The organism is Shewanella yunxiaonensis, assembly GCF_018223345.1.
In the GTDB taxonomy this organism is placed as follows: Bacteria; Pseudomonadota; Gammaproteobacteria; order Enterobacterales; family Shewanellaceae; genus Shewanella; species Shewanella yunxiaonensis.
In genome coordinates, this window is record NZ_CP073587.1 from 945,888 (window position 1) to 972,638 (window position 26,751).

The window sequence follows — 26,751 nt, forward strand, 5'->3', positions numbered from 1 at the left end:
AAAATACTGTTGCCAATGCCGCCCATAAGGCCGCCGGTTATCTGGCCCGTGTCAGCGCACAGTTTCCCCATGCCATTCTGGAAGAGGAAAGACAGACTCAGGATCAGGTCACCATTACCGTCAAAACCGGTTTTTTGCCTGAAATTGTAGAATTTCTGTATTACCGCCAGGGTGGCTGGCTGAGTGTGCTGTTCGGCAATGATGAACGCAGCTTGAATGGCCATTACGCCGTGTATTACGTGCTGTCGATGGAAGAGGGCGAGAAGTGCTGGATTGTGGTGAAAGTGCTGGTAGATGCCAACACTCTCGAATATCCCGCAGTGACCCCGCGTGTTCCTGCTGCCGTCTGGGGTGAACGTGAAGTCCGTGATATGTATGGTCTGCGGCCGGTAGGTTTACCGGATGAGCGACGCCTGGTGCTCCCGGATGACTGGCCGGAAGATCTGTTCCCGCTGCGTAAAGACAGCATGGATTATCGGCAGCGTCCTGCACCGACGACTGATCGTGAAACCTATCCGTTTATCAACGAACTGGGCAGCGATAAAAACCGTATCGTACCGATTGGCCCGTTGCACGTCACCTCTGACGAACCTGGGCATTTCCGGCTGTTTGTCGATGGTGAACGCATTGTCGATGCTGACTACCGTTTGTTCTATGTGCATCGTGGCATGGAAAAACTGGCAGAAACCCGTATGGGCTATAACGAAGTGACCTTTCTGTCAGACCGTGTGTGCGGCATTTGCGGTTTCGCCCATAGCACCGCTTACACCACCTCGGTAGAAAACTCGCTGGGGATCCAGGTGCCAGCGCGGGCGCAGATGATCCGCGCCATTCTGCTGGAAGTTGAACGCTTACACAGCCACTTGTTGAACCTCGGTCTGGCCTGTCATTTCACCGGTTTTGACTCCGGTTTTATGCAGTTCTTCCGCGTACGTGAAGTGTCCATGAAAATGGCGGAGATCCTCACTGGCTCGCGCAAGACTTACGGCCTGAACCTGATTGGTGGGGTGCGCCGTGACCTGCTTAAAGATGACATGATCGCTACCCGTAAGCTGGCGCAGGAGATGCGCCGCGAAGTGAACGATTTGGTCGATGTGCTGCTGAGTACGCCCAATATGGAAGAACGCACCGTGGGTGTCGGCATCCTCGATCCGCAAATTGCCCGTGATTTCAGTAACGTTGGCCCGATGGTACGCGCCAGTGGCCATGCCCGTGATGCCCGCGCCGATCACCCGTTCGTAGGTTATGGTCTGTTGCCGATGGAAGTTCACAGTGAACAGGGCTGTGATGTGCTGTCCCGTCTGAAGGTGCGCATCAATGAGGTTTATACCAGCCTCAACATGATTGATTACGGTCTGGATAATCTGCCCGGTGGGCCGCTGCAGGTGGATGGTTTTACCTATCAACCTCATAAATTTGCACTGGGCTTTACCGAAGCGCCACGCGGCGATGATATCCACTGGAGTATGACCGGTGATAACCAGAAGCTGTTCCGCTGGCGTTGCCGGGCGGCGACCTACGCCAACTGGACGACACTGCGCTACATGCTGCGGGGTAATACCGTGTCCGATGCCCCGCTGATCATCGGCAGTCTCGACCCTTGCTACTCCTGCACTGACCGCGTCACTTTTGTCGACGTCAATAAGCGCTCTAGCAAGACCGTGTCCTACAAAGAGGTGGAACGTTACGCCATCGAGCGTACCAATTCCCCGCTGAAGTAGTCTGCCAAGGAGTCAATTATGCTGAAATATCTGAAAAAGGCGCTGCAAACCGGAGTGGTTACCGGCAGCGATCCGCTGACCCCGCCAGAGGTGGATAAGAATTTTCGCGGTAAACCGGAGCAAGATCCATCCCAGTGTATTGCCTGCTCGGCGTGCATGAATGCTTGTCCGGCCAATGCGCTGACGGTGCAGACTAATCTCGCCAGTGGCATGCAGGAATGGTCGTTGTTCCTTGGCCGCTGCATTTTCTGCGGACGTTGTGAAGAGGTCTGTCCGACCCATGCGATTGTACTGACACAAGAGGTGCAGCTTGCGGTGTGGCGTAAAGAGGATCTGTACCAGAAATCGGCGTTTCCACTGGCCAATTGCCATGATTGCGGCAAGCCATTTGCGGTCGCCAAAGAGCTGCAATATGCCGAAGATCTGCTGATGGCAACTGGTCAGTATGAAGATCGTGAGGCATTGCACCAACAGCTTAACACCTGCCCGCACTGCAAACGCACCCACAATATTACCCAGTCACAGCGGATCAATCTGAGTCGGTTATTACGGGAGCCAGTACTATGAGTTTAACTTTACCAGGCACACGTGATGCCAACGGTATGCCGGTACCACTGACTGTCGATGAAAGCATCGCCAAAATGAAAGCGTCACTGCTGAAAAACATCGGGCGTTCGGCCTATGTTTATCGTGTTGACTGCGGGGGGTGTAACGGCTGTGAAATTGAGATTTTTGCCAGTATTTCCCCCTTGTTTGATGCCGAGCGGTTTGGCATCAAAGTGGTGCCGTCGCCACGCCACGCCGACATTCTGTTGTACACCGGCGCGGTCACTCGCGCTATGCGCGTACCAGCTTTAAGAGCCTATGAATCTGCGCCGGATCCCAAAATCATCGTTTCCTACGGCGCTTGCGGCAATAGTGGTGGTATCTTCCATGATCTCTACTGCGTTTGGGGCGGTACCGACAAAATCGTACCTGTGGATGTATACATTCCCGGCTGTCCGCCAACACCGGCGGCGACCCTGTACGGTTTCGCCATGGCTCTGGGACTGTTGGAACAGAAAATTCACGCCCGTGAACCTTCTGCTGTCGACAGTCATCCAGCCCAGCTTCGCCATCCGCAAGTGGCACCACAACTCCGGGTTGCAGTAGAGTGCAAGGCGCGCGAACTGGCAGGTTACCGCTATGGTCGGCAGATTGCCGATCAATATCTGGAACTGCTGGTAACAGCCGACAGTGACACCGCCGTTGCTGAGTATCTGAAGATACAGAGCGATCCGCGGTTGAGCGAGATCATGGGTCAATTGCAACAGGTAACAGGAGCACTGCGGGCATGAGCGAATCGGTCACCTTTTTCATCCTCAATCAGAAGTTTGTCGATGACAAGGATGCCAAACCAGAGTCGCAACAACTGGTGTATTACGGTCTGGCCATCGGCCATCATCTGGGGGTGATTGACTGTTTTAAACCGGCGTTAACTTGTCCGATGGCGCGTTATCAGGAATGGCTGGATGCCATTCCTGACGAGCAAGCTCGTCAGAAACTGGCGGGCATTCCTAAGTACGGTGAAATTGTCATCAACAGTAGTCACGTGGTGATGCTGGCGGAAGGGCTGGCAGCTATGCGCGGTGATGTTGATAACGAAATTCTGCACTGGCGCGATCAACTTATGACCATGCTGGAAATGATCCAGAACGAACCTGCAATTCACCTGATCGTCAGGAGACTCAATGACTAACGCAAGCCAGGAAACAGACATCGCCACTGCAAAAGTGCTGCTGTGTGTTGGCAATAGCATGATGGGAGATGATGGTGCCGGTCCATTACTGGCGCAGCAGTTAGTCGACCGGCCGATTTATGGCTGGCAGGTGGTGGATGGCGGCAGTGCCCCAGAAACGGAAACGGTCCATATTCGCGATCTGACTCCAGAACTGTTGGTGGTGGTTGATGCCACAGAGATGGGCCTCAATCCTGGTGAGATTCGTCAGGTTGACCCGGACTGCATTGGCGAAATGATGCTGATGAGCACTCACAGTATGCCACTCAATTATCTGATTGATGATTTGCGTGACGCAGTGGCTGAGGTGGTAATGATCGGCATCCAACCAGACATCGTCGGCTTCTGTTATCCAATGACCGCGGCGGTCAGTCAGGCGGTCTCGGCACTGCATCGACAACTGGCTGATGGCAGTTGGCGAAAGATCCCGCGATTGGCTGCCGCGGATGAATGCTGCTGAAATTGTCGACAAATCTGTCGAAATGACATGACGACAGTGTCGTAAAACGGCAAATGCAACTTGCGATTTATAATTAACTATATGTTTTAAATTGGGAAAAATAGTTGGCTTGAAATATGTATTAGAGCCAAGAGTGTGTAGGTGCTTTGTAACAGCAGGCAACATAAGCCTGTGGAAAACCGGAGAGTATTATGAATCGTTTTATTCTCGCTGATGCCAACAAGTGTATCGGCTGCCGCACCTGTGAGGTAGCCTGCGCTGTTGCTCATCGCCCTGACGGGGATGTTACCGGCGTCAGCGCCGTAAACTTCAATCCCCGTATCCACGTTGTTAAAGGGGGCGACATCAGTACCGCGACAGCTTGTCGCCAGTGTGAGGATGCTCCCTGCGCTAACGTTTGTCCCAATAATGCTATCCGCCGCGAACATGGCTTTGTGCATGTACTGCAGGATCGCTGCATCGGTTGTAAAACCTGTGTGGTGGCTTGTCCTTACGGCGCTATGGAAGTGGTGACTCATCCGGTGGTGCGCAATACCGGCGCTGCCGTTAACGTCCTGGTCGAAAAAGCCCAGGCCAACAAGTGCGACCTTTGTTACACCCGCCCGCAAGGGCCGGCTTGTATCGAAGTTTGTCCGACAGAAGCACTCAGATGTATTGACCGCAATGAACTTGAGGCCATGAGTGCAGAAAAACGCCGCCGCGCCGCACTGGACGCCGGGGCTCAGCTCTACTCTTAAGCTGGTAAAGGTAGATAACTATGGAAAAAGCAACCGTTGTATGCCCGTATTGCGGAGCGGGATGCAAGATGAATCTGGTGGTGGATAACGGCAAGATTATCCGCGCCGAGGCCGCAAATGGCTACACCAACCAGGGGGAATTGTGTCTCAAAGGCTATTATGGCTGGGACTTCCTCAATGACACTAAACTGCTGACACCGCGTCTGCGCGAGCCGATGATCCGTCGCAGTAAAGGGGCGCCGTTTGAAACCGTGTCCTGGGACGAAGCGATTAAATTCGTCGCCAAACGTTTTTCAGAAATAAAAGAGAAGTATGGTCCGCGTTCCATCATGACTACAGGTTCTTCCCGTGGTACAGGTAACGAAACCAACTATGTCATGCAAAAATTTGCTCGCGCAGTGATCGGCACTAATAACGTCGATTGTTGCGCACGTGTCTGACACGGCCCATCCGTCGCAGGTCTGCGCGCTACATTGGGCAACGGCGCTATGAGCGTCTCGTTGGACGATATTGAAAATTCAAAATGTTTGTTTGTGTTCGGTTATAACGGTGCGGATTCTCATCCGATTGTGGCACGACGTATTGTCAAAGCCCGTCAGAAGGGCGCCAAAATCGTAGTGTGTGACCCACGCAAGATTGAAACCGCACGTATTGCTGATCAGTTCCTGCAGTTACATAACGGCAGCAACATGGCATTGATTAATGCCTTTATCTACACCCTGATTGACGAAGAACTGTACAACAAAGAGTTTGTCGCCAAATACACCGAAGGTTTTGAAGGCCTGTGGGATGTGGTGAAGGATTATGCGCCTGAAGCGGTAGAAGACGCTACCGGTGTGCCTGCGCAGCAAGTTCGCCAAGCCATGCGTACCTACGCCAGTGCAGAATCTGCAGTCATCATGTGGGGCATGGGCGTAACTCAGTTCGGTCAGGGCACTGAAACAGTGAAAAGTCTGGCGGCGTTGGCATTGCTGACAGGCAATCTTGGTCGCGAGGGGGCTGGTGTGGCGCCGGTGCGTGGACAAAACAACGTTCAGGGCGCTTGTGATATGGGGGCACTGCCGGATCTGTTCCCTGGCTATCAGTCAGTGGCTGACCCAGCTATCCGCGAAAAATTCGCCAAAGCCTGGGGTATCGACCCGGCGACGATGGATCCACAGCCTGGGGTGCGTTTGTCACTGGTTCCACATTTGGCGATGGAAGGTAAAGTCAAAGCCTACTACATCATGGGTGAAGACCCGATGCAAACCGAAGCCGATAGCAGTTCGGTTCGCAAGGGCCTAGAAGCGCTCGACTTACTGGTGGTTCAGGACATCTTCATGACCAAGACCGCCGAAGTGGCCGATGTGATCCTGCCGGCGACCTCCTGGGGTGAGCATAGCGGTGTCTATACCTGCTGCGACCGTGGTTTCCAACGTTTCAACAAAGCGGTGGAACCGAAGTACAACGTCAAACGTGACTGGGAAATCATCTCCTTGATTGCCACCGAGATGGGCTACCCGATGCACTACGATAACGATCAGCAGATCTGGGACGAACTCAGAGGGCTGTGTCCGATGTACTACGGTGTGACCTACGAGAAGATGGGCGAACTGGGGCATATTCAGTGGCCATGTCCGACCTTGGATCACCCAGGTACTCCGATACTGTACACAGATCTGAAGTTCACCGCAGCGCCCTCTGGAAAAGGGCAACTGCTGACTCACGAGTGGCGTAAACCGGGCGAGCTGACAACGCCGGATTATCCGCTGGTACTGAGTACCGTGCGTGAGGTTGGTCATTACTCTTGCCGTTCTATGAGCGGTAACTGTGCGGCCCTGAAAGCGCTGGCGGATGAACCCGGTTTTGTACAGATCCATCCGGATAATGCACGGCAACTGGGGATTAAGGATCAGGCGCTGGTATGGGTTGAGTCACGTCGCGGCAAGGTCATTACCCGCGCTAACTTTAACGAACGCGTCAATCGTGGGGCAGTGTACATGACTTACCAATGGTGGGTCGGTGCTTGTAACGAACTGACACAGGAAAATATGGACCCGGTTACTAACACGCCTGAGACCAAGTACTGTGCGGTTACCCTGAGTTCGATTGACGACCAGAGCTGGGCAGAGAACCATGCTGAACAGATCTATCAGGATCTGAAAGCGCGTCTGCGCAGTGCAGTAGAGAATGCCAAACCGGCATCCGTGGCAATTTAAGCGCCACACCATGTTGTTTGATATGCGTTAACACGTTAATACTCACACTTAACTTTTGGGGACAGTTCGCTGTCCCCTTTTTTCTAGCCTCGTGTCCACTCTAAATCTCTTTAGGCGACTCACTGCGTGGCTATGCTGCTGCGCCGATAGCGATCATATCAATGGTGCCTTTGCATCATGCTGTCCACTAACAAATCACTAAAATGATTGAAAATCATTACCGAATAAACCTCATTGGTTGAAAAATACACATAAAAGTAATGTAATTTTTGTAGATAATTTACTTTTAATATTGAAAAAACTGTTAATGGTTAGTTAGCTATTTTCAACGAAAGGTTAATCAAAGTAGACTAACGGCCGTATTCCACACGGTCTGCCACGGGGGCTATTAACGGCAGGTAACCGGATTATGGCTGGAAGACGTTAACCATAAAAATATGCGTGAAATATAACGATAAAATTATTTTAACTATACATAACAACAACATTGATCGATGAATGCGATGGCTTAGGGTTACGCGCGTAACACGTACTACGTGGCGATATGGACATCAGCAACGCTGAGTCCCTTACCTTGCATCTAAATCTTAATTAGTTTGCTGTGTGTTTTATTCTTTTTAAGGTACCTGATGACTACTGCACCCCGACCAGACCAAAATGGTCTTCAGCCTTCGAGTAATTGTGTTACATCCCTGCTGTTTTCTCGGATAACTGTTTGTGTTCTATGTTTGTTGGCACAGTCGGTTGCGTATGCTGAGGAATCGACAACTGCCACCAAGTCCACTGAAGATGCAACCAATCAAAGTTCACGTGAGCGTGACCGGATCTTATTGAAACGCAACCCGATCGCCTCTGAATACCAGACCATGGGGCCTCCGGGCGATTTTTATGGGGCGACTTCAGATGCTGAAGGTGTCGATTTTCGCTCGCAGTTCAGTTTGCCAACCGGGCCAAAAGAGGCATCCAGCATCAGAGTAGAAGGTAATCTTAACTATCAGGACATCGCTGAAGATGTGGTCCCCGGAGGCAGTCTGGATCTGGCGAAGAGTTTTGGCCCGTTAAGTCTGCAGTTTCAAGTCCAGCAAAATGCCTCTAAGCGCATCGTCGATTTATATCAGGCAAGATGGTTGGCGGTCAGTGAACCGGCATTATCCGACAAAGATACCATGCTGCTGGGTTTTCCGCGCTATAGCCGCGACACCTTCGACACTACCAGTTTAGATATGCGCTGGCGTGCTGATTACACACTACAAGACAATGTCCGATTAACCTATGAAGGCATGTCGACAAACTACGATGACACCTCGACACGCGACCGTCTGGAATTTCAAAATGGTGTCGGTAGTGTCAGTGATGCAGTCCTTGGCAGTGATGGCAGTACCATCAGTGAGGCATCTATCGCCTCTAGCCAATTACGTCGTTACTTCCATCAAACCCAAACCGCCCGTGACATCAATCGTCACCGCCTCGACTTATCTATCGATGGCGAAAACGGTTCTACTGAAGTGGGGATGTATTACAGTCACTGGGTGAACCGGGTGCTTTGGCAACCCTGGAACTTCATCGACAAAAATGTCTCGTCCAGCTATAACATCGACAACCGTTATTTGCCGGAATCGATCGCCGGTAATATCGATTTATATGACGTGAGCAATTCCGTCTTTGCCAATTATCGACCTTCGCTCACGACGACTACTGATACAGATTATGCATTTATTGTCGATTGGGATCGTAAACTTACCTTGGCTGACAAGGTTGTCTGGGTAGGCGCCGGGGTTGACTGGCGCAATAAAAAGCGAAATAACGTAAACGAAACATTGGTTTATAATGCAACATCCGACAGCTTTAATTTGCAGGATGTGATTGGCAACAACGGCGCAATCTCTATTATGAATGGTGACTACCTGTTGCCGACAGCGCTGGATTACGCTCAGAGTCAGGCGTACTTTCAGGCAAACCAAAGTAGCCAGTTTGCACTGGATTTGGAACAATCATTTCTGCAGTCGATTCAGAATCTCTACACCAGCGAAGAAACGGTGGGTTCAGCCTATGTTAACGCTTATCAACAGCTGAATAATTGGTTTTGGCGTATGGGGTTACGCGTTGAACGCACTAAGACCAATACGCGCGGCGCTGTCAGTGGTCCTCCAGAAATGGACATCACCTCGGAAGGGGAAGCCATTACCAGTCTGACGTTAAATGGCGAAACCGTTGCAGAGACCTTTGACAGTTTTGATGCGGCATTTGTGGAGGGGGAAAACAGTTACCAACATGTATTGCCATCGCTGGAATTGCGCTACAAGGTTAATGCAGATCTGAAGCTAAAAATGGCGTACTTCGAGCAGCTGATGCGACCACAGTATTACGATACTGTACGCTATCGTCGTATCAACCAGCCAACACGTGAGATCAGCGAAGGGTCGCCTGATCTGGAAGCAACCTCCATTCGTAATGTGTATGCCGGGTTGGAATACCAATATGCCGATGAGGGTCAGTTAGTTGCTGGGGTTTATTACAATGAGGTCTCCAACTTTTTCTATGACTCTGTCACCACCGAGGCATTGGACGGTATCGTTTACGATGTCACGCGGGTCGAAAATGGTAAGGACGGTTATATCCGCGGGCTTCAAGCCTTTTGGTCATACGGCTTTGATTTCCCGGTCGTTGCATCTGCGGATGTTCAACTTTCCTACGTTTATTCGGATTCTGAGGCAAACCTCGGCGATCGCACGATTGTCATGCCTGAACGGGCTAAGCATCGTCTAGCGCTGAACCTGCTGCTGGCGGACGAAAAATGGCAGTATGCTTCGCAATTTTCTTGGCAGAGCAAGGCGGTAGATGATGTGGGGCAGTCGGCAGCGCAAGATACTATTCGTGAAGCCGTATTAGTATGGAATCAGTCATTTACCTGGCACTTTGACCAGCAATGGAGTACCCGCCTGGCGTTGAATAATGTGCTGAATACGCCTGACCGGTCGTATCAAGGTGAAGAAAGTCGGGTCGTGAATAATCTTTACAGCGGCACAACTGCCAGACTCAGTGTGATTTTCAACTACTAGTCATAGCAACAGGGAAACACCGAAATGATGTTTCCCTGTCTGCTGCGCACCGTAATTTTATAGCGTTATCGGCGTAAGCCGCAGCCGTGGAAAAGTCAAAGGCGTCGCTATTAGCTTGCGACGCCTTTTAGTTACTTATGTGCTTGTCCAACACGGTCGGTTTCTACTATCGCCTCAATGAATTTTTCCTTGGTTGGTTTGCCTGGGGCGTAGCGCCATTCAATCACTGATGCCGCTTTGTGAGCCACAACGGGTAAGTCAGCTTCGGTCAAACCAATATCTGCCATCGTGGTTGGCAGTCCCAACGCTTTATTGAAAGCGAGAACACGTTCAAATTCGTCAATATTGTTGTCGTATTTCAGCAGGCAAAGCACACCAAAGGCGACGATTTCGCCATGCAAATGGGACTCACAAGCCGGGATCAACGAGCTGCCGTAATACACACAATGTGCCAATGAGCTGTTGTAGTAATATTGATCGGCTGGCGCAATCTGATCGCTGATATGCACAGTGCAGTTGGACACAATGCCGGTGAGCATAATGATGTCCAGCACCACCTCTTCCAGTTCGGCCGACACCCGGTTATTGCGGCAGTCATCCAGCGCTTTTTCGCCATGTTGTAACAGCGGCGAAGTACAAGTTTTGGCGATCCCCAACCCCAACAGTGACAGGTGTGACAAGTTCTTTTCGCGGCAGCTATATTCAACTTCATATTCTTTACTGAGCGCGTCACCGATGCCTGCCCAAAATAGCGCTGCAGGCGATTCGGCAATAATCTTGGTATTGATAAACGTATGTAGTGGTGGATGATTTTGGTAAGAATAATCCTTAAATGAGCCATCCTCGTGATAGATCACGCTCAAAGAGGTGCAGGCCGCGCAGTTTGAAGCAAGGGTTGGAAAGGTAAAAACCGGTTTGTTCAGCAACGCACCTAATACTTTGACTGTATCACAAGCACGACCGCCACCCACGGCAAACAGCATGTCAGCTTCCTGCACCAAAGTTTCTGCTTGCAGACGATGAACATTTTCCATCGTTGCGTTACCACCATACCAGAGAAATCCCAACAAGGAGACTGGGGTGTTTACTACCCCATCAATAAGGGCGTGCTTTGCTTTTGACATCGCAATTTCACCGCCAATAACCACGGCCTTGTTGCCATAAGGTGCGGTGATATATGAAATTTTGTCGTAGGCATTTTCACCAACAGTATAGTTGGGAAGGTAAATGGTTTGGTTTGACATCTTCTGATCCTGCTTGCTATCTGTTACTTCCGATTTAAATAGCTGATTGTTGATTGAAATTAATAAGATTTTTATCAATTACTTGATAATCAAATGCACTACCATGAAAACAACCATCAGCCGAGAGGGGTGTTTGCGTCAAACTTCCTTCCTGTAGCGTTTCAGGAAGTACGCAGAGATGGGGTTCTGACTTGCCGTTTATGGGGCTAATTGAACTCAACTCTTCGCAGCGGTTGGTGCGGAGGAAACTACTGACACTCCTAAACTGCACCAAACCGTATAACAATCGCACGCAACTGACAATTTTTTTGTCACTGTTTTTGGATAGATTCAGGTTGCGCTGTTCATGCAAGCAACGCGGTATCAGAAGCAAAAAGGTTAATTGCCTATCATATGGAGCGCAGCAGCCGATGTTGATGAAATTCCTGATGACGTTGACACTTTTACTTTGGTGCATAACCGGTGTGCAGGCGCAGTCATGGGACTGCCAGATAGACTTTGAGAGCAGATGCACCCCAGCCGATGGCTGTTCGACGTTTGGTGCCAAAGGTGATGACAACACTAAGCCGGTTTCTGTCGCGTTTGACTCAGCCGGCAACTTTGATATCTGTATCTATTCAGGATGCTATCAAGGACAAGGTGCAGTCCTTTCGACATCGCCGTTTTTATCGATCACCGAAGCCGATGCCGAATGGGTTGGCGTTACATCCAGGCGAACCAATGTGTTTATTGTGTTGGATATCAAGGAAAATATCGGCATGTTTAAGGCGGATATTTTTGCGCAACCGATGACATGTCAAACGGTTGAAAAATAATTAACCTATTGATATTAAATTATAAGGTTACCGCATCGTCGTTCATTATTGTGGATGCCTGGCATCCGCGATGACAGCAGATAGCCTCGTTATGCCGTCATCAATGGCAAAGAAGCGGCGGCAAAAATAAGCAATGCCAAGCGCAGGAAGTTTTCCATTACAACATCTGGCCGCATGGCTAGCCTGAATCATTCAAGCACAAAGACTCAGCAGTTATCGCCATTTTTCCTTTTCACATAACCACTCTAGTTTTTAAACGGGAGCGTCATCTCTCAATTTCTAAAAGTTAGGCGCTGGCTGTGACTAAACTTAAGCTAGCGTTTTAATAGTGTTTACTGTGTGAAAAACTAGGTTAATCTGGTGCTTCCTCCGAGACTTCCGGCAGAAATATAAGCAGCGGTTATTGGGAGCATGGCACCCCACCTAATAAGGGAGAAAGCCGATGCTATCGTTTACATCGACTGTAGAAACCGTTGGCTTAGTGATCGACGCTGCCGGAGTGATCGTTATCGTGTTTGGGTTGTTAATTGCGGCATATAAATTTGTGCAATCTATCGGACAGTCCACTGATACGTATCGGCAATTAAGACAGGATATTGGCCGTGGTATCTTGCTGGGGTTGGAGCTGTTGGTCGCCGCTGACATCATACGTACCGTGGCTGTTAAACCCACGATGCAGGGCGTCCTCATTTTGGGCTTAATTGTGCTGATCCGAACCTTTCTTAGCATGGCATTACAAGTGGAACTGGAAGGTCGATTACCTTGGCGTCGCAGCGTGCAGGAACAGAATGTCAATAATCCACAAGCCGGTATTCATTGAGGCGTTAATGCTTGGATATCGTCATGTAATGCCTGAGATAAAGGAAAAAATATGAAACGGATAGTGCTGCTTATGATAGTGACCCTGTGGTTGACTGGGTGTGCCTCTTCTGGCAATCAGATGTCGGACAGTGACAAGGATAAGGCCTATCAGCAATATATCGTGACCCATAAATTGGAAAGTGTGCGCAGTATAAAGCGATTCAAACTAAGCGGTTGGAAGGAGCTTACTGAAACCCACCTGATCATCACCGGACAGTTCAATCGGGATTATCTGATCTCATTACGTAATGCCTGTACTGGGCTGCGTTATGCTAACTGGATCCAGTTGTATCAATTCGATTCATTGATGTTTGACTCACGCAGTGATTCGCTCAGTGGGGGGCCTCAGGCTTTACCTATTCGTTGCCGTATCGATGCGATTTACCCTCTGACAAAGGAACAGGTAACGCAGATCATGAATATTGGTCAGCTTCCGACAGCGGCAAGTAACGCTGAGCAAGTTGGGAAGTAACGGCGATAACAGATTGCTAAGGTACACGGATAAAACATCAGTTTAGTGGTCTGAATTCAAAATGAGCATTGATAGATGGCAATTCTTACGTCTTGTTAGGCAAGCAGTGATATCTGGAGGTAAATTTTGGTGAAAATGGCAGTGGCCTTTATCAGTCTGATATTGGTCGAAGGGTGTAGCTGGAATCCTCTAGAGGTTGGCGCAGAAGTGTCCCCTCACGGCACTTCAGTCACTGTGAAAGGAAAAGCTAAAGGCGGCGATATTGATGTGTCTGATATTCCCAAAACAGAGCATCCGATACAGCAAAACTAGTATCAGTTGTAGTCGTTCGTTGATGCTAACCAGTAGTCATCGCTTGGCTTAACAGATGTTAATGTTTTTATTGTATTTATTACTGGAATTGATGCTTATCTTTAGGCACTATCAAGGCTTATGTTTTTTGGGAAAGTGTAGTTGTATGAAACGTCATCTTGTGTTGTTAGCCAGCTTGCTCTTGGCGGTAGTCAGTGTCAGCGCTATCGCCCGCGCTGAAGACCAGTCATTTAAAGAAGGGCAGGATTTCATTACAGTTAAACCGGTGGTAAAAGTTCCCGGTGTAAAACAACCTTATGTGATTGAGTATTTGTGGTTAGGTTGCCCACATTGTCAGGCAATGAATCCGATTATTGAACACTATGAACATGAGCACCCCAAGGTAAAGTTTGTGCGCCGTCCGGCGATTGGCAAGGACCGTTGGGTGTTTGATGCGCATGTGTTCTATGCGTTACAAGAGACCGGTAACGGTGAGCTGATTTATAAGATTATGGAGTTTTATCATAATCTTGCTGGTTCAGAACGGCGGCTTCCCGATAAGGAAGATCTTAAGCCTTTCCTGACGCAACACCATATTGATGCTGATAAGTTTTATAAAGCGATGGACAGTGACGCTACGCTTGAAAACTTGTCTGCGGCGTACCAAGATCAGGAAGCTTTGGGCATCAAAGGTGTCCCCACTTTTCTGGTTGGCGGTCAGTACATTATGACGTTGGCATCGATAACTCAGGCAAAAGATCCACAAGCCCGCTTCGAAGCGTTAATGAATTATCTGGTGGAAAAAACGCAGCACAACTAGGCGGTTTTGAACATAAAAAAGGGACAAACTCAGCTTATTACTAGCGGTTGTCCCTTTTTTGTTAGAACTGGCAATTGGTCAGCGGAAGAAATACCAAATCACACTGTTTTCTGAGCCCATACTCCACAGCATAACCACGACAGATAGCAGCACTTCTAACACCAGTACACCGATCCCTAAAGTCACACCTGACAGAATAAATCCCTTTTTATGGCTGATACTGAGAAAACTGGGTGTCCCGGTATACAGTAGATAAGCGGTGTACAATACCCCGACAATCAGGGCCAAAAGACATAACCAATAAATGGGGTAAATCGCAAAAATGCCACTGAGAAACATTGGTGTGGCCGTATATCCCGCAAAAATAATACATTCGCGGCGACTGGGGCGATTAGGGATTTTTCGCGCTAGCCAGTGGATAATACTGCCGACAACACCAACCGCTAACAAGATCAATGCATAGAAAGCGATGCCCAGTGCAAAGCCGTTTAGCAGTGAAACTTTATAAGATTCTTCTCCCCCGAACGTCCAGCCAAATTGGGTAGTACCGATTAAAGAACTCAACACTGGCACCGCCGCCATCCATAAAATATGGTGGGCATACATATGACTAACAGTCTCATGTTCGGCGTTGATGCTGCGCCATTCATGTTCCGGATGCAGCAAGAGTCCCCATACATGATTACTCATATCAGACCTCTCTGTTTTCAGGCAGCAGAAGGATATCTGTTGCTCAAAAATTGATCTACATCAATAAGTGTAGTCAGAGAGGCCAAAGAAGGGCAATTTGCCAAGTTGCAATGGCACCACTCAAGATGGGTGCAGTTCAGGGGAGGCCGATAGTGCATCAAATCAGTTTCAACATCGATAAGGTACCAAAGGCTGCCGCTGTTACTGGCAATGAAACTAAAGTGGTCACGGCAATAATACTGGCGGCAAGGCGATGATCTCCGCCAAGGTACCGTACCATCACGTAACTGGCTGCAGCCGTGGGCGCAATAGACAGCAGTAAAACAATCCCGAGATTGGTTCCACGAAACCCCATAAGGAAGGCACAGAGCACCATAAACCCTGGATACAACAAGCACTTACATAACGTGCTGATACCTATATTAAACCAATCTGCGCTGAAAGAGCGAAATTGCAACGATGCGCCAGTACAGATCAACGCCAGTGGTAAGGTTAATTGAGAGAAATACTTGCCTGTTCTGAGTAATACTTCGGGTAAGTGCACTTGCCAATAAGAGATAGGTAAAGCCAGCAGAATGCCGATGATCAACGGATTGGTTATGATGCCTTTAATGTGTTGGATAAGTGAACGTTTGCCGTCCAGATAAAAATTCAGTACAAAAACAGATAACACGTTAAACAGTATGGTAATACAGCCTAGGTACACCGCCGCTGCGGCTAAACCATTACTTCCGTAGGTATTGGCGCAGTAAGCAAGCCCAATAATGCCCATGTTTGCGCGAAAGCCGCCCTGAATGACCACTCCTCGGGCATTTGGCGGTGTGACGCTGAAGTGGCAGAACAGCATCAGCAATAAGAAAAATGTGGTCGTCGCCGCCGCGCCGGTGGCAATTAATTTGACATTAGCTGCATGGGAAAAATCAGCCTGACTGATCGAGAGAAACAGTAATGCGGGCAAAGCCACATTGAATACCAGTTTCGAACCCGCTTCGATAAACCCCTCATTGAGCATTTTAATGCGAAAAAATACCCACCCCATCAACAATAAAATAAGCACAGGCAACAAGGTGTTAGTAATAAAGCCGAACATTTGCGGTCCTTGTGTAGTGAGGGGAGTAGACCTTAATTTAGGGAATGCTTCATCATATCAGAGCAAATTAAAAATCATATACCGCGTATGTAGTTACATACGTATTGAACTCAAAAGCGAGTGCGAAAAGGAATGACGGGTGTCGAAAGGTGCGGTTGCCATCATTAATCAGGTGTCAAATTCACTACAGCATGATAGTGGTTAGTTTCTTTATTTTGTCATTAGCCGTACAGCATATATCACCATTTCAGTGCAATATGATCCCGTGAAATTCAATTTCAACTTTTCATAGGCAGTTTGGCACTATTCATCCTTACAACCTAGCCAGTTAGCGCATGACATAAACATCCTTGCAGTATTCCGTTGTTAATGGATCTCAAGTTTTCTACAGCATCTTCGTTAGATAATTATTTTAGATGTGGATGTGAAGTAGAACCGTAGATACGCGGGTTGCATATTAAAAATAGAGAGTTACCTGTAATGGTTGTCATCAATATAAGATTTAAGATTGAATTAATATTTCATCCATTAAGGTAAATTTTGTCATAGAGTCACGGTGATGTCTGTCACATACAATGTATGCAATGTGATTTTTGTGGGCCCCCATTTTTCATTGGTTAACAGCGTATTTCTGATAAAACTAAGTGAAAATATCTTGATGGTAATAATCATGAAAAATTATTATAAAATACAAATATACTATATTAAAAATTTATCTATTTATAGCTTTCCCATAATTTATCGTAAAAGCATTTTTGTTACACATAATTTATTTTTTAATTTACTGAAAAATAACAATAAAAATGCAATTAATAATTCTTGTATTTTCGTGTTTGATTATTGCAATGGCATCATTGCTTTTATCGTTTCTTGTCTCTTGGTATGAAATCAAATTTACAATCACTAATATTGATTTAGCTTGCCATAATTTAATTAATTATTGATTGCTAAATAGCTGTTGTAAAAATAATTGTTGGTCTGCTATTGATGCGTCCCCAGTCATTACTGTATAGTGCTTCGCGCTTTCTTGAGTCATTTTTGATATTTCTAGCGTATCTCTCTGTTACTCATTAATTACATTTTTTGAAAATAATACATCTGAAATTGAATATTTCAGATTGTGTAATTTAGCCTTGAGTTCACAATTCGTTATCGCAAAATTAAATTAGTACTTACAAATGGGTATAGTGTATTTGCAACAGGAGTGTGTCTGTTGAAGATATGCTTATTAATACACATTTTGTAGACACCTTATAAGCAAACCTACATCTTATTTCAGGAATAACGCAGACATGTATGTTGGCGTACTTCGCTGGTATGAAGCAGGTATCTGATACGACACAGTTCCTCGTATGTAATAAATATACTTAACAAGGGACGCAATGATGAAAAATCATAAGAAGTCATTACTCGCGTTAGTCCTGCTGGGCGTGTTCGGGCTGTCTGCCTGTACATTTGATGGCAGCGATGGAAAAGACGGTGTAAATGGTACTGACGGTACTAATGGTACTGACGGTACCAATGGCACTGATGGTAAAGACGGTCTGGACGCAGGTTCAGTCGTAACCACAATTTACAAGGCGGCTGACGTAACTTTCACCATTGAACCAGCAGACAATACGCTGGCTGGTGATGGTACTTTTGCGCTTAAATTCAGTGTAACAGCTAAAAACCAGGCGGGGGTTGATAAGCCTTTGACTGGGTTAAGTCAAATAGCTATCTACTCAGCTACTGCCATGCCTAATGCGACAGGTGATGGCCCATCTACCGAATGGGTGAATAATGGTTGGGCTGCGGGCAATGGCTCATCTATGTACTGTACTCTGGATGGCACATATTCTTCTCGTGGAGTCACAGGTGAAGCTTGTACTCTGGTAGAAGACCCAGACAACCTGGGTACCTATACCGGTACTTGGACTTATACCGATACCGCCGCACCGATCATGAATGCTAGCGATGATCTGACTGCGCCTCACCGTGTATTCATGCGGTTGTACAATCTGACCGATGCTGATGGCAATGCTATTAGCGGAAAAGTGTTGTCACCCGTACTTGACTATATTCCATCTACTGGAGAAGTGGTTGAAAGTACAGGTAAAGATACCGTTCCAAATGCGGTTTGTATGAAGTGTCATGGTCAAAGTAGCGATACTGGCAACATTGCTAGTATGGGGCCACACAGTAACTACCAGGGTGAACAATATTGCGTTGTTTGCCACAACCCTGGAAATCAGCCAGATGCTGAAGATGCAGCGGCTGGTTTAGTTTACGATATGCCTGCGATGATCCACCGGGCACATGGTGGTGAACATTTGGTAGAATTGGCTACATACGGTTTCGTACAAGCCGACAGATGGGCTGACATTGCATATCCAGCACCTTTGGATCAATGTACTGTTTGTCATAGCACCGACGAAGGTATGACTACTTGGAAAGATGAGCCTACCCGTGCGGCTTGTGGTGGCTGTCACTCTAACATCGACTTCACAACCGGCGAAGGTCACTCTAGCTATACTCTTGCTCAGGCTGATGACACTCAATGTTCTTCTTGCCACGCAACAGGAGCATTATCTCCTGTAGAGGCTCACAAAGTCGGTAAGCGTGCAGAAGTTTCTCCATTGCTGACCGTTGAATTTACCAGCGCTACCAAAGCGGCGTCTGCTACTGCTGGTATGCAAGATGTAACTATCAAAGCAAACGTTACCTTTAATGGCGCGACATTAGCTGACGTAGCAGATCTATCTGTGCTGGCAAAAGCTTCTACACTGATGGGTAACGTTGACAGCAATGGTGAAGTCACTGCTTGGACTTCCCGTCCAGCCCTGACAAGCGGTACTCTGGCTGACGGAGTTCTGAGTCTGACTGCTACAGTCACAGATGCACAGGCAACTGGTACTATCTATGTTGGTACAGAAGCTAACTTCTGCGTAAGCTCTGACGAAGAAATTGTGGCTTGTGGCGATGATACCATTGACTACATGTTTGATGATGAAGATCCTGTTGGCGCTTCTTCAACTGTAGCCTTCTTCGATTTAGATGGTGGTGACGCAGTTTCAGCTCGCTTTGTCGATGCCGACCGAATCTCTGTAACTGAAGCTAAATGTAATGCTTGCCACGACTCTCTGGACTACATCAAGGGCTACAGACATGGCGCTTATACCTTCGATCAATGTATGGACTGCCATAACAACAAGTTGCCTGCAACACACCACCCCGATGTTGTTTATCTAGGTGATGACGGTAATACAGTAACTACTGGCGTAACCTTTGGTAACCGTGATTTAGTAACAGTAGCTCACCGTTTCCACAATGGTAACTTCGACGAAATTGGCGGAATCTATAAAGATGCTGACGGTAATGTTGTTGGTTATCCAGGTGTTTCAAACGACTGTACTGCATGTCACAAAGATGGCGCGACTTTCTTTGCTGATGATGGTGGCCTGACTTCAGGTAAATCTTCTATCGCGGTTTCAACTGATAGTAATGCTGATGGTACGTTTGATGCGTTTACTAAGGACGATACCACTTATTATGTTTCACCGGTAGCTGAATCATGCCGTAGCTGTCATACCAGCCAGTCTGCTGCTGCCCACTTCAGTTCAAATGGTGCGATAATGGCTGAAGACGCTAATACCAGTTCTGTTTTGCCAGTTGAGTCTTGCTCAACCTGTCACGCGATTGGTAAGTCCTTCGGTATCGACCAGTTCCATAAGATGCAGTAAGTAATTTGCCAGGGACTATGTTCTGCTAAGGGCTCCCCTTTTGGGGGGGGCCCTTCAGAAAGCTGTAAATACCCTGGTGACGTGACTCCAAAGCATTGTTTGCATTGACAGCGTCCCCTGTTCACTCGAATAAATGCTTAATGAGTAAGTGCTCAGGAGAAACGTAAATGAGGTTAGATGTAACAGTCAGTAGTCCTTGGCTCCTTCCATAAAAAACAGCCTGTAAAGGCTGTTTTTTTATGGATTGACATTACGCCATCACGTTCAAATGCAAATTGAAAAACTGCAGCGTGCGCCCCCACGCCAGCTCCGCCATTGCTTCATTGTAACGACCAGTAGAATCGTTATGAAATCCGTGATTTACCTTGGGATACAGATACGCCTGATAAGGTACTTGATGGGCCTGTAAAACTTTCTCGTAATCCGGCCAGGTGGCATTGACTCGACTATCCAGTTCCGCAAAATGTAATAGCAGTGGCCCTTTAACGTTTGCACGTAGACTTTCAGCAGCAGGTGTCCCGTAAAAGGGCACTGCTGCAGCGAGTTCGTCAGGGATAGTGGCGGCTAACATGTTAACGATATAACCCCCAAAACAGAAACCGACAGCCCCCAGCTTTCCGTTACTCTGCGGGTGTTTTTTGATGAACTGGGCGGCGGCGATAAAGTCTTCTTCTATCTTGGCTTTATCCATACTGGCCTGCATCGTTCTGCCAGCGTCATCGTTACCCGGATAACCCCCAAGCGGAAATAATGCATCGGGGGCAAAGGCAATAAAGCCACTTTTCGCGAGCCGTCTTGCCACATCCTCGATATAAGGGTTAAGCCCTCGATTTTCATGCACGACTAAAACTGTGGGTAACGGTGCGGTAATCTCGTTGGGGGTAACCAAATAACCTCGACCTTTACCGTAGCCTTTGGGCGAGTCAAAGAACTGATAACTGGCTTTGATCTGTGGATCATTAAAATTGACCTGTTCAGCCAAGGCATAATTGGGAAGAAGCGCAGACGTTAATGTGGTCATGCTAAATCCGAGCACGGTGAGACCCGCAAGTCGTCGCATGAATTCTCTGCGATCGATAATGCCATGGGCATATTCGTCATACCAATCGAATGCTTCTTGTGGGATATCTCGCACTGAAGCGTGCGTGATAGTCCGGTGTGAACTGGTGGACATAGTTTGGCTCCTTCCAATGATGGACAATCTCAATTGCAATGCTTCAGCTTAGGCGAAATTATCAGCAGTTAAAAATACTTGATGTGGCTTTTTTTATTCTCCCATCAACGCTTCTCTGGCTTGTTTCTGCTGTCTAACGACCGCGGCAAAATTCAATGCTGGTTGTGATGGATGCTTTGTCGGATAGGCAACGGCCAGTTCCACTTGAGAGGCGGTGTCGTTGATGGTTCTAAACACTACGCCCTTTACACTTAACTGCCGCATCGATTCTGGGACCAGTGAAATTCCCAGTTCTGCCGATACCATAGATAAAATCGAGGCGATCTGTGGCGCCGGTTGTCCCTCAATTGGCTCAAAACCCGCGGCATGGCAAACGGCTACGACGGCATCATGTAAGCTGACGGCCAGTGAACGCGGCGTCATGATGAAAGGTTCGTGTTGTAACGCCAGCATGTTCAGCGCATTACCTTCACGCGCCAGTGGATGCGCTGAGGGCAGGGCGATGACCAACTGTTCTGTAAGAAAATGCTCTATCGTCAGTGTCTTGGGATCGGGATCCGATGGGCGCAGTATGGCTGCATCAAGGCGATCACTCAGCATTCCATCGGCCAAAGCCAGAGAGTTGGCTTCCTCAATGGTAAGTTCAACGTCAGGATACCGACGACGAAACTGCCGGATCACCGCAGGGATTGCTGGATGCAACGCGGCTGTACCGGTGACCCCCAAACGTAGTTTACCGGTCTCACCTTTGGCGGCTCTTTGGACGGCATCTTTTGCCTGACGGAGCTGGCTTGGCAACGTTTTAACGGCCTCCAGAAACACTTTTCCCGCATCGGTTAACTCCGCGCCATGCGGAGTGCGGTGGAATAATGGCGTACCAAGTTCATATTCCAGATCTTTGATTTGCTGACTTAACGGGGGCTGCGCAATATTCAGCTTTAATGCTGCCCGTGTGAAGTTTTTCTCTTCGGCAATCGCCAGAAAGTAACGAATATGGCGTAATTCCATGGCTATACATAAAACATATCAACATGTGATTTATTATATATTAGAACTATCAATTGGTGATGAATAAAATAGCGTTAATTTAACAGCCGTAACGTTTAATTTGCCGTCAATATTATGAACAGTAGTACCCCAATCGAAACACAAAGCACGAATGTTGCCCCCAGTTCAGTCGCTGAGCCCGTCGCCAGCGATGATGCCCACGCGTATATCAAAAAAGGCTCCAAAGCCTATACTCGCGCAGGAATAGCGTTATTCCTTGCCGGTTTTGCCAGCTTTTCGCTGATTTATTGTGTACAGCCTTTGCTGCCAGATTTTGCAACGAGCTTTGGTATCAGTCCGACCCAAAGTTCGCTGGCGCTATCTGTCACCACCGGCTTTTTATCCTTTGCCATTGTCCTTGCTGGCGCGTTTTCTCAGGCGATGGGGCGCAAAGGCTTAATGTTTTGCTCTATGGCATTGGCCGCCGTGCTGAACTGTGTCGTAGCGGTACTGCCTGAATGGCATGGTGTGTTATTGGCTAGGTCCCTGGAAGGGCTGGTGCTGGGGGGCGTACCCGCAGTGGCTATGGCTTGGTTAGCCGAAGAAATTGACCCGAAGGATTTGGGCAAGGCGATGGGGTTATATGTTGGCGGTGTGGCATTTGGGGCGATGATGGGTCGCGTCAGTATGGGGCTGTTAACTGAAATTGCTTCCTGGCGCGTAGCGATGGGCGTGCTCGGCGCACTCTGTTTGTTGTCTGCTATCGGCTTTTTGATGTTGTTGCCTGCGTCTCGCCATTTTGTCAGAAAGCCAGGTCTCAACCTGTCATTTCATCTGCAATCCTGGAAAACCCACCTGCAGAATATCAAACTGATTAAGCTCTATATTATCGGCTTTATGTTGATCAGTGTTTTCGTCACCCTGTTCAACTACTCCACCTTCCGACTGACCGGTGAGCCTTACGGCTTTAACCAGACTCAAGTAAGCTTTATCTTTTTGGCATTTGCGTTTGGTATTGTGTCTTCATCAATGGCCGGTAGCCTGGCGGATAAGTTTGGCAGAACACCATTGTTGATCGCGGCATTTGCGTTGATGTTGGCGGGCGCTTTATTAACGCTGATGACACCTATCATCGGTATTATTTGTGGCGTCGCCTTGGTCACCACTGGTTTCTTTGTCGGCCATTCCGTCGCAAGCAGTGCAGTTGGGGCGGCGGCTAAGACTGCCAAAGGTCACGCATCGTCACTTTACCTGCTGTTTTATTACATGGGCTCCAGTATTTCAGGCTCAGTTGGTGGTTGGTTCTGGCAGCACGGTGGCTGGCCAGCCGTGGTCATGTTTACCGGCAGTTATGCCATCGCAGGTCTGTTGTTGATATACGCCGGTGTCTGGCGTGAAAAGCATGCCGCTCATCAAGTGCTTTAATCTGCTTGTAACACCACAGCCTGTTTAAGGCTGTGGTGAGTATTGCCACCTTCCATCCTGCTAATCTTTCTCAGCAATATTCCCACGCCGCGCATTCCTTTCTCTCCTTGGGTGATAACTGACACTTTCGACAGTTTTGTCGAAATGACATGACGAATTAAGGCTTAATGTGTCTGTCATTTTAGGAGTAATTTTAATAACTAACTGTATTTAATGACAAATATTTTTGGCATGGATTATGGTTATCCCCTTTTGTATGACAAGACGCTTTGCGAGAACAGGGACTTCACGCTTGTATACAACTGGAGAGTACTATGAACAGCTTTATTGTTGCCGATGCTAACAAATGTATAGGATGCCGCACTTGCGAGGTGGCCTGTGCTGTTGCCCATCGTGCCGACGGAAACGTCACTGCACTCAGTGCCGTGAATTTCACTCCTCGAATCCATGTTGTAAAAGGGGGCAACATCAGCACCGCGACCCAATGTCGTCAGTGTGAAGATGCTCCTTGCGCCAATGTCTGCCCAAATAATGCTATCACCCGCGCCCACGGTTTTGTGCAAGTACAGCAGCAACGCTGTATCGGTTGCAAAACTTGTGTGGTGGCTTGTCCGTATGGCGTGATAGATGTGGTGACCTACCCGGTAGTGCGCAACACAGGCGCAGCCGTCAATGTCCTGCGGGAAAGAGCCCAGGCAAACAAATGCGACCTTTGCTACGACCGCCCAGAAGGCCCGGCCTGTATCGAGGTTTGTCCGACCGAGGCGCTCAGATGTGTCGATCGTGACGATTTGGCAATGCTGAGTGCAGATAAACGCAGACGAACCGCACTGGATAACGGTGCCCAGTTCTGTGTTTAGTACTTCTAAAGGTAGAGAAACAATGGAAAAAGTCACAACAGTGTGTCCGTACTGTGGTGCGGGCTGCAAAATGAAACTGGTCGTAGATAACGGCCGGATTATTCGCGCTGAAGCCGCAGAAGGCGCCACTAACCAGAGTGAATTGTGCCTCAAGGGCTATTATGGCTGGGATTTTCTCAATGATACTAAGCTGCTAACCCCACGCCTTCGTGAACCGATGATCCGCCGTCATAAGGGCGGTCCCTTCGAAACGGTATCTTGGCATGAAGCGATCAAATATGTCGCTAAACGCCTGACGGAAATTAAACAGCAATACGGTGCTCGTGCCATCATGACCACTGGCTCATCACGCGGTACCGGTAATGAATCCAATTTTGTGATGCAAAAGTTTACCCGCGCGGTGCTCGGCAGCAATAACGTAGACTGCTGTGCCCGTGTCTGTCACGGTCCATCGGTGGCCGGGTTGCGGGAAACTTTAGGCAACGGTGCCATGAGTGTTTCCATTGAGGATCTGGAACAGGCTAAATGCCTGCTGATCTTTGGTTACAACAGTGCGGATTCTCACCCGATTGTGGCGCGGCGTATCGTTAAGGCGAAACAGAATGGTGCCAAGATCATCGTGTGTGATCCTCGGCGAATCGAAGCCGCGCGCATTGCCGATCAACATCTGCAGCTGAATAACGGTTGTAACGTCACCCTGGTCAATGCCTTCATCTACACCTTGCTGGAAGAAAATCTCTACGACAAGGACTACGTCGCCAAATATACCGAAGGTTTCGATAGCCTCTGGGATGTCGTGAAGGATTATGCGCCGGAAAAAGTCGAACCTATTACCGGTGTGAGTGCCCAGGAAGTGCGTCAGGCCATGCGTACTTATGCTGCATCTCCGGCATCGGTGATATGCTGGGGCATGGGGGTGACGCAGTTTGGACAGGGAACAGAAACCGTTAAGAGCCTGTCAACCTTAGCATTGCTTACTGGCAATCTTGGCCGTAGCGGTGCCGGTGTTGCACCGGTCCGTGGTCAGAATAATGTGCAGGGCGGCTGTGATATGGGCGTACTGCCTGACTTATTCCCGGGTTATCAGAAAGTCACCGATGCCGCAATCCGCGCCAAATTTGCCAAGGCTTGGGGCATAGATCCCGAATCCATGGATAAAGAAGTGGGGGTTCGCATCACTGACGTGCCACATCTGGCACTGGAAGGTAAGGTCAAGGCATACTACATCATGGGGGAAGATCCGTTACAGACCGAAGCTGATTTAAGCCTGGTACGTAAAGGGATCGATGCATTGGATTTTCTGGTGGTACAGGACATCTTCATGACCAAAACCGCCGAAGTCGCCGATGTCATTTTACCTGCCACCTCCTGGGGAGAGCATGGCGGCGTATTCACCTGTGCTGACCGCGGATTCCAACGTTTTGAGAAAGCCATTGAGCCTAAATACAACGTCAAACGTGATTGGGACATCATCTCGCTGATTGCGACGGAAATGGGCTACCCCATGCACTACGACACTAATCAGCAGATTTGGGATGAACTGCGTGAACTATGCCCACTCTATTACGGCGTGACTTACGAGAAGATGGGGGAATTCGGCCACGTACAGTGGCCATGTCCGACTCTTGACCATCCAGGTACTCCGCTGCTGTACACCGACAACAAATTTGCGACGCCATCTGGCAAAGGGCAACTGTTTGCCACCCAATGGCGCAAACCGGCAGAGCTGACCGACGAAGCGTTCCCGCTGGTACTGTGTACTGTACGTGAAGTTGGACACTATTCCTGCCGCTCCATGACAGGTAACTGTGCCGCCTTGAAAACATTGGCGGATGAACCCGGGTTGGTCAACATCAATCCTGCCGATGCTCAGGCACTTGGCATCAAAGATCAACAACTGGTGTGGGTTGCGTCACGGCGAGGCAAAGTTATCAGCCGTGCCAGCGTGAGCGATCGCATCAACCGCGGCGCTGTGTATATGACATATCAATGGTGGATTGGTGCCTGTAATGAGTTGACTCAGGATAACCTCGACCCTACGTCGAAAACACCAGAAACCAAGTACTGTGCGGTGAACGTCAGTGCTATCGAGGATCAGAACTGGGCCGAGAGCTATGCGGCACAGATTTACAGCGAGATGAAAGCTCGCTTACGCAATGCTGTGGAGGACGCCAGGCCAGCGGCCATCACTGCATAAAGTAGTATGCAAAACTACATCAACGTCAAAAGCCAAAGGGATCGGTAACGATCCCTTTTTTGTGAGCCGCCCACAGGGCTGACGGCTCTTCGCTGTTTGCTGAAAATGGCAACACTCAGGCTTCACGGCTTTCTATCTTCGAAAGCCATTC

General features: G+C 48.5%; 22 protein-coding genes. 17 read left to right on the plus strand and 5 right to left on the minus strand.

Annotation, left to right across the window (positions count from 1 at the left end):
- The first annotated feature begins 41 nt into the window (after positions 1–41).
- The 8 genes from KDN34_RS04480 to KDN34_RS04515 all read left to right on the plus strand — a co-directional run bounded on the left by KDN34_RS04480 (position 42) and on the right by KDN34_RS04515 (position 9,952).
- Entirely contained in the window at positions 42–1,721 is a 1,680-nt protein-coding gene (locus KDN34_RS04480; protein WP_407695791.1) for a hydrogenase large subunit, read from the plus strand.
- An 18-nt stretch (positions 1,722–1,739) separates the two neighbouring features.
- Positions 1,740–2,288, plus strand: coding sequence for a formate hydrogenlyase complex iron-sulfur subunit (locus KDN34_RS04485; protein ID WP_212595722.1), 549 nt, complete (start codon positions 1,740–1,742; stop codon positions 2,286–2,288).
- Complete coding sequence (locus tag KDN34_RS04490) at positions 2,285–3,058, plus strand: NADH-quinone oxidoreductase subunit B family protein (RefSeq protein WP_212595723.1); 774 nt, start codon at positions 2,285–2,287, stop codon at positions 3,056–3,058. Before KDN34_RS04485 ends, KDN34_RS04490 begins: the two co-directional genes overlap by 4 nt.
- Positions 3,055–3,459: a formate hydrogenlyase maturation HycH family protein gene (locus KDN34_RS04495; protein WP_212595724.1), complete on the plus strand. Its 405-nt coding sequence runs from the start codon at positions 3,055–3,057 to the stop codon at positions 3,457–3,459. The genes KDN34_RS04490 and KDN34_RS04495 overlap by 4 nt, the downstream gene beginning before the upstream one ends.
- Positions 3,452–3,958 (plus strand): hydrogenase maturation peptidase HycI, encoded by a 507-nt coding sequence (hycI, locus tag KDN34_RS04500; protein WP_212595725.1) that lies wholly within the window; start codon positions 3,452–3,454, stop codon positions 3,956–3,958. Before KDN34_RS04495 ends, hycI begins: the two co-directional genes overlap by 8 nt.
- Before the next feature lie 191 nt (positions 3,959–4,149).
- The gene (hydN, locus tag KDN34_RS04505; protein WP_133039426.1) at positions 4,150–4,695 is read left to right on the plus strand and encodes an electron transport protein HydN; all 546 of its coding nucleotides are present in this window, start codon (positions 4,150–4,152) and stop codon (positions 4,693–4,695) included.
- A 20-nt stretch (positions 4,696–4,715) separates the two neighbouring features.
- Entirely contained in the window at positions 4,716–6,893 is a 2,178-nt protein-coding gene (gene fdhF, locus KDN34_RS04510; protein WP_212595726.1) for a formate dehydrogenase subunit alpha, read from the plus strand.
- 731 nt (positions 6,894–7,624) lie between these two features.
- Positions 7,625–9,952, plus strand: coding sequence for an outer membrane beta-barrel protein (locus KDN34_RS04515; protein ID WP_212595727.1), 2,328 nt, complete (start codon positions 7,625–7,627; stop codon positions 9,950–9,952).
- A 131-nt stretch (positions 9,953–10,083) separates the two neighbouring features.
- On the opposite strand, the gene KDN34_RS04520 is transcribed toward KDN34_RS04515, so the two are convergent.
- On the minus strand, positions 10,084–11,196 hold the full coding sequence (locus KDN34_RS04520; RefSeq protein ID WP_212595728.1) for an iron-containing alcohol dehydrogenase family protein: 1,113 nt from the start codon (positions 11,194–11,196) through the stop codon (positions 10,084–10,086).
- 410 nt (positions 11,197–11,606) lie between these two features.
- Between KDN34_RS04520 and KDN34_RS04525 the strand changes: the two genes are divergently transcribed.
- From KDN34_RS04525 to KDN34_RS04545, 5 genes are all read left to right on the plus strand, one after another.
- Positions 11,607–12,011: a hypothetical protein gene (locus tag KDN34_RS04525; RefSeq protein ID WP_212595729.1), complete on the plus strand. Its 405-nt coding sequence runs from the start codon at positions 11,607–11,609 to the stop codon at positions 12,009–12,011.
- A 442-nt stretch (positions 12,012–12,453) separates the two neighbouring features.
- A complete protein-coding gene (locus KDN34_RS04530; RefSeq protein WP_212595730.1) occupies positions 12,454–12,831 on the plus strand; it encodes a DUF1622 domain-containing protein in 378 nt (125 codons plus the stop codon).
- 51 nt (positions 12,832–12,882) lie between these two features.
- Entirely contained in the window at positions 12,883–13,344 is a 462-nt protein-coding gene (locus KDN34_RS04535) for a DUF6491 family protein (protein WP_212595731.1), read from the plus strand.
- A 129-nt stretch (positions 13,345–13,473) separates the two neighbouring features.
- Positions 13,474–13,656, plus strand: a complete 183-nt coding sequence (locus KDN34_RS04540) for a hypothetical protein (protein WP_212595732.1) — start codon at positions 13,474–13,476, stop codon at positions 13,654–13,656.
- Positions 13,657–13,801: 145 nt separating this feature from the next.
- A complete protein-coding gene (locus KDN34_RS04545) occupies positions 13,802–14,455 on the plus strand; it encodes a DsbA family protein (protein ID WP_212595733.1) in 654 nt (217 codons plus the stop codon).
- 78 nt (positions 14,456–14,533) lie between these two features.
- Here KDN34_RS04545 and KDN34_RS04550 read toward each other — a convergent pair whose 3' ends face one another.
- A complete protein-coding gene (locus tag KDN34_RS04550) occupies positions 14,534–15,145 on the minus strand; it encodes a Yip1 family protein (protein WP_212595734.1) in 612 nt (203 codons plus the stop codon).
- Positions 15,146–15,302: 157 nt separating this feature from the next.
- Positions 15,303–16,235 (minus strand): AEC family transporter, encoded by a 933-nt coding sequence (locus KDN34_RS04555; RefSeq protein ID WP_212595735.1) that lies wholly within the window; start codon positions 16,233–16,235, stop codon positions 15,303–15,305.
- Between the two features lie 1,382 nt (positions 16,236–17,617).
- On the opposite strand from KDN34_RS04555, the gene KDN34_RS04560 reads away from it, so the two are divergent.
- A complete protein-coding gene (locus tag KDN34_RS04560; RefSeq protein ID WP_212595736.1) occupies positions 17,618–19,957 on the plus strand; it encodes an OmcA/MtrC family decaheme c-type cytochrome in 2,340 nt (779 codons plus the stop codon).
- Between the two features lie 250 nt (positions 19,958–20,207).
- Here the strand turns inward: KDN34_RS04560 and KDN34_RS04565 are convergent, their stop codons facing one another.
- Positions 20,208–21,131 (minus strand): dienelactone hydrolase family protein, encoded by a 924-nt coding sequence (locus KDN34_RS04565; protein WP_212595737.1) that lies wholly within the window; start codon positions 21,129–21,131, stop codon positions 20,208–20,210.
- A gap of 93 nt (positions 21,132–21,224) precedes the next feature.
- On the minus strand, positions 21,225–22,139 hold the full coding sequence (locus tag KDN34_RS04570; RefSeq protein WP_212595738.1) for a LysR substrate-binding domain-containing protein: 915 nt from the start codon (positions 22,137–22,139) through the stop codon (positions 21,225–21,227).
- A 114-nt stretch (positions 22,140–22,253) separates the two neighbouring features.
- On the opposite strand from KDN34_RS04570, the gene KDN34_RS04575 reads away from it, so the two are divergent.
- From KDN34_RS04575 to fdhF (KDN34_RS04585), 3 genes are all read left to right on the plus strand, one after another.
- Positions 22,254–23,543: an MFS transporter gene (locus tag KDN34_RS04575; protein ID WP_212595739.1), complete on the plus strand. Its 1,290-nt coding sequence runs from the start codon at positions 22,254–22,256 to the stop codon at positions 23,541–23,543.
- A 314-nt stretch (positions 23,544–23,857) separates the two neighbouring features.
- Complete coding sequence (gene hydN / locus KDN34_RS04580; protein WP_212595740.1) at positions 23,858–24,403, plus strand: electron transport protein HydN; 546 nt, start codon at positions 23,858–23,860, stop codon at positions 24,401–24,403.
- A 22-nt stretch (positions 24,404–24,425) separates the two neighbouring features.
- Positions 24,426–26,600, plus strand: coding sequence for a formate dehydrogenase subunit alpha (fdhF, locus tag KDN34_RS04585; protein WP_212595741.1), 2,175 nt, complete (start codon positions 24,426–24,428; stop codon positions 26,598–26,600).
- The last annotated feature ends 151 nt before the right edge of the window (positions 26,601–26,751 follow it).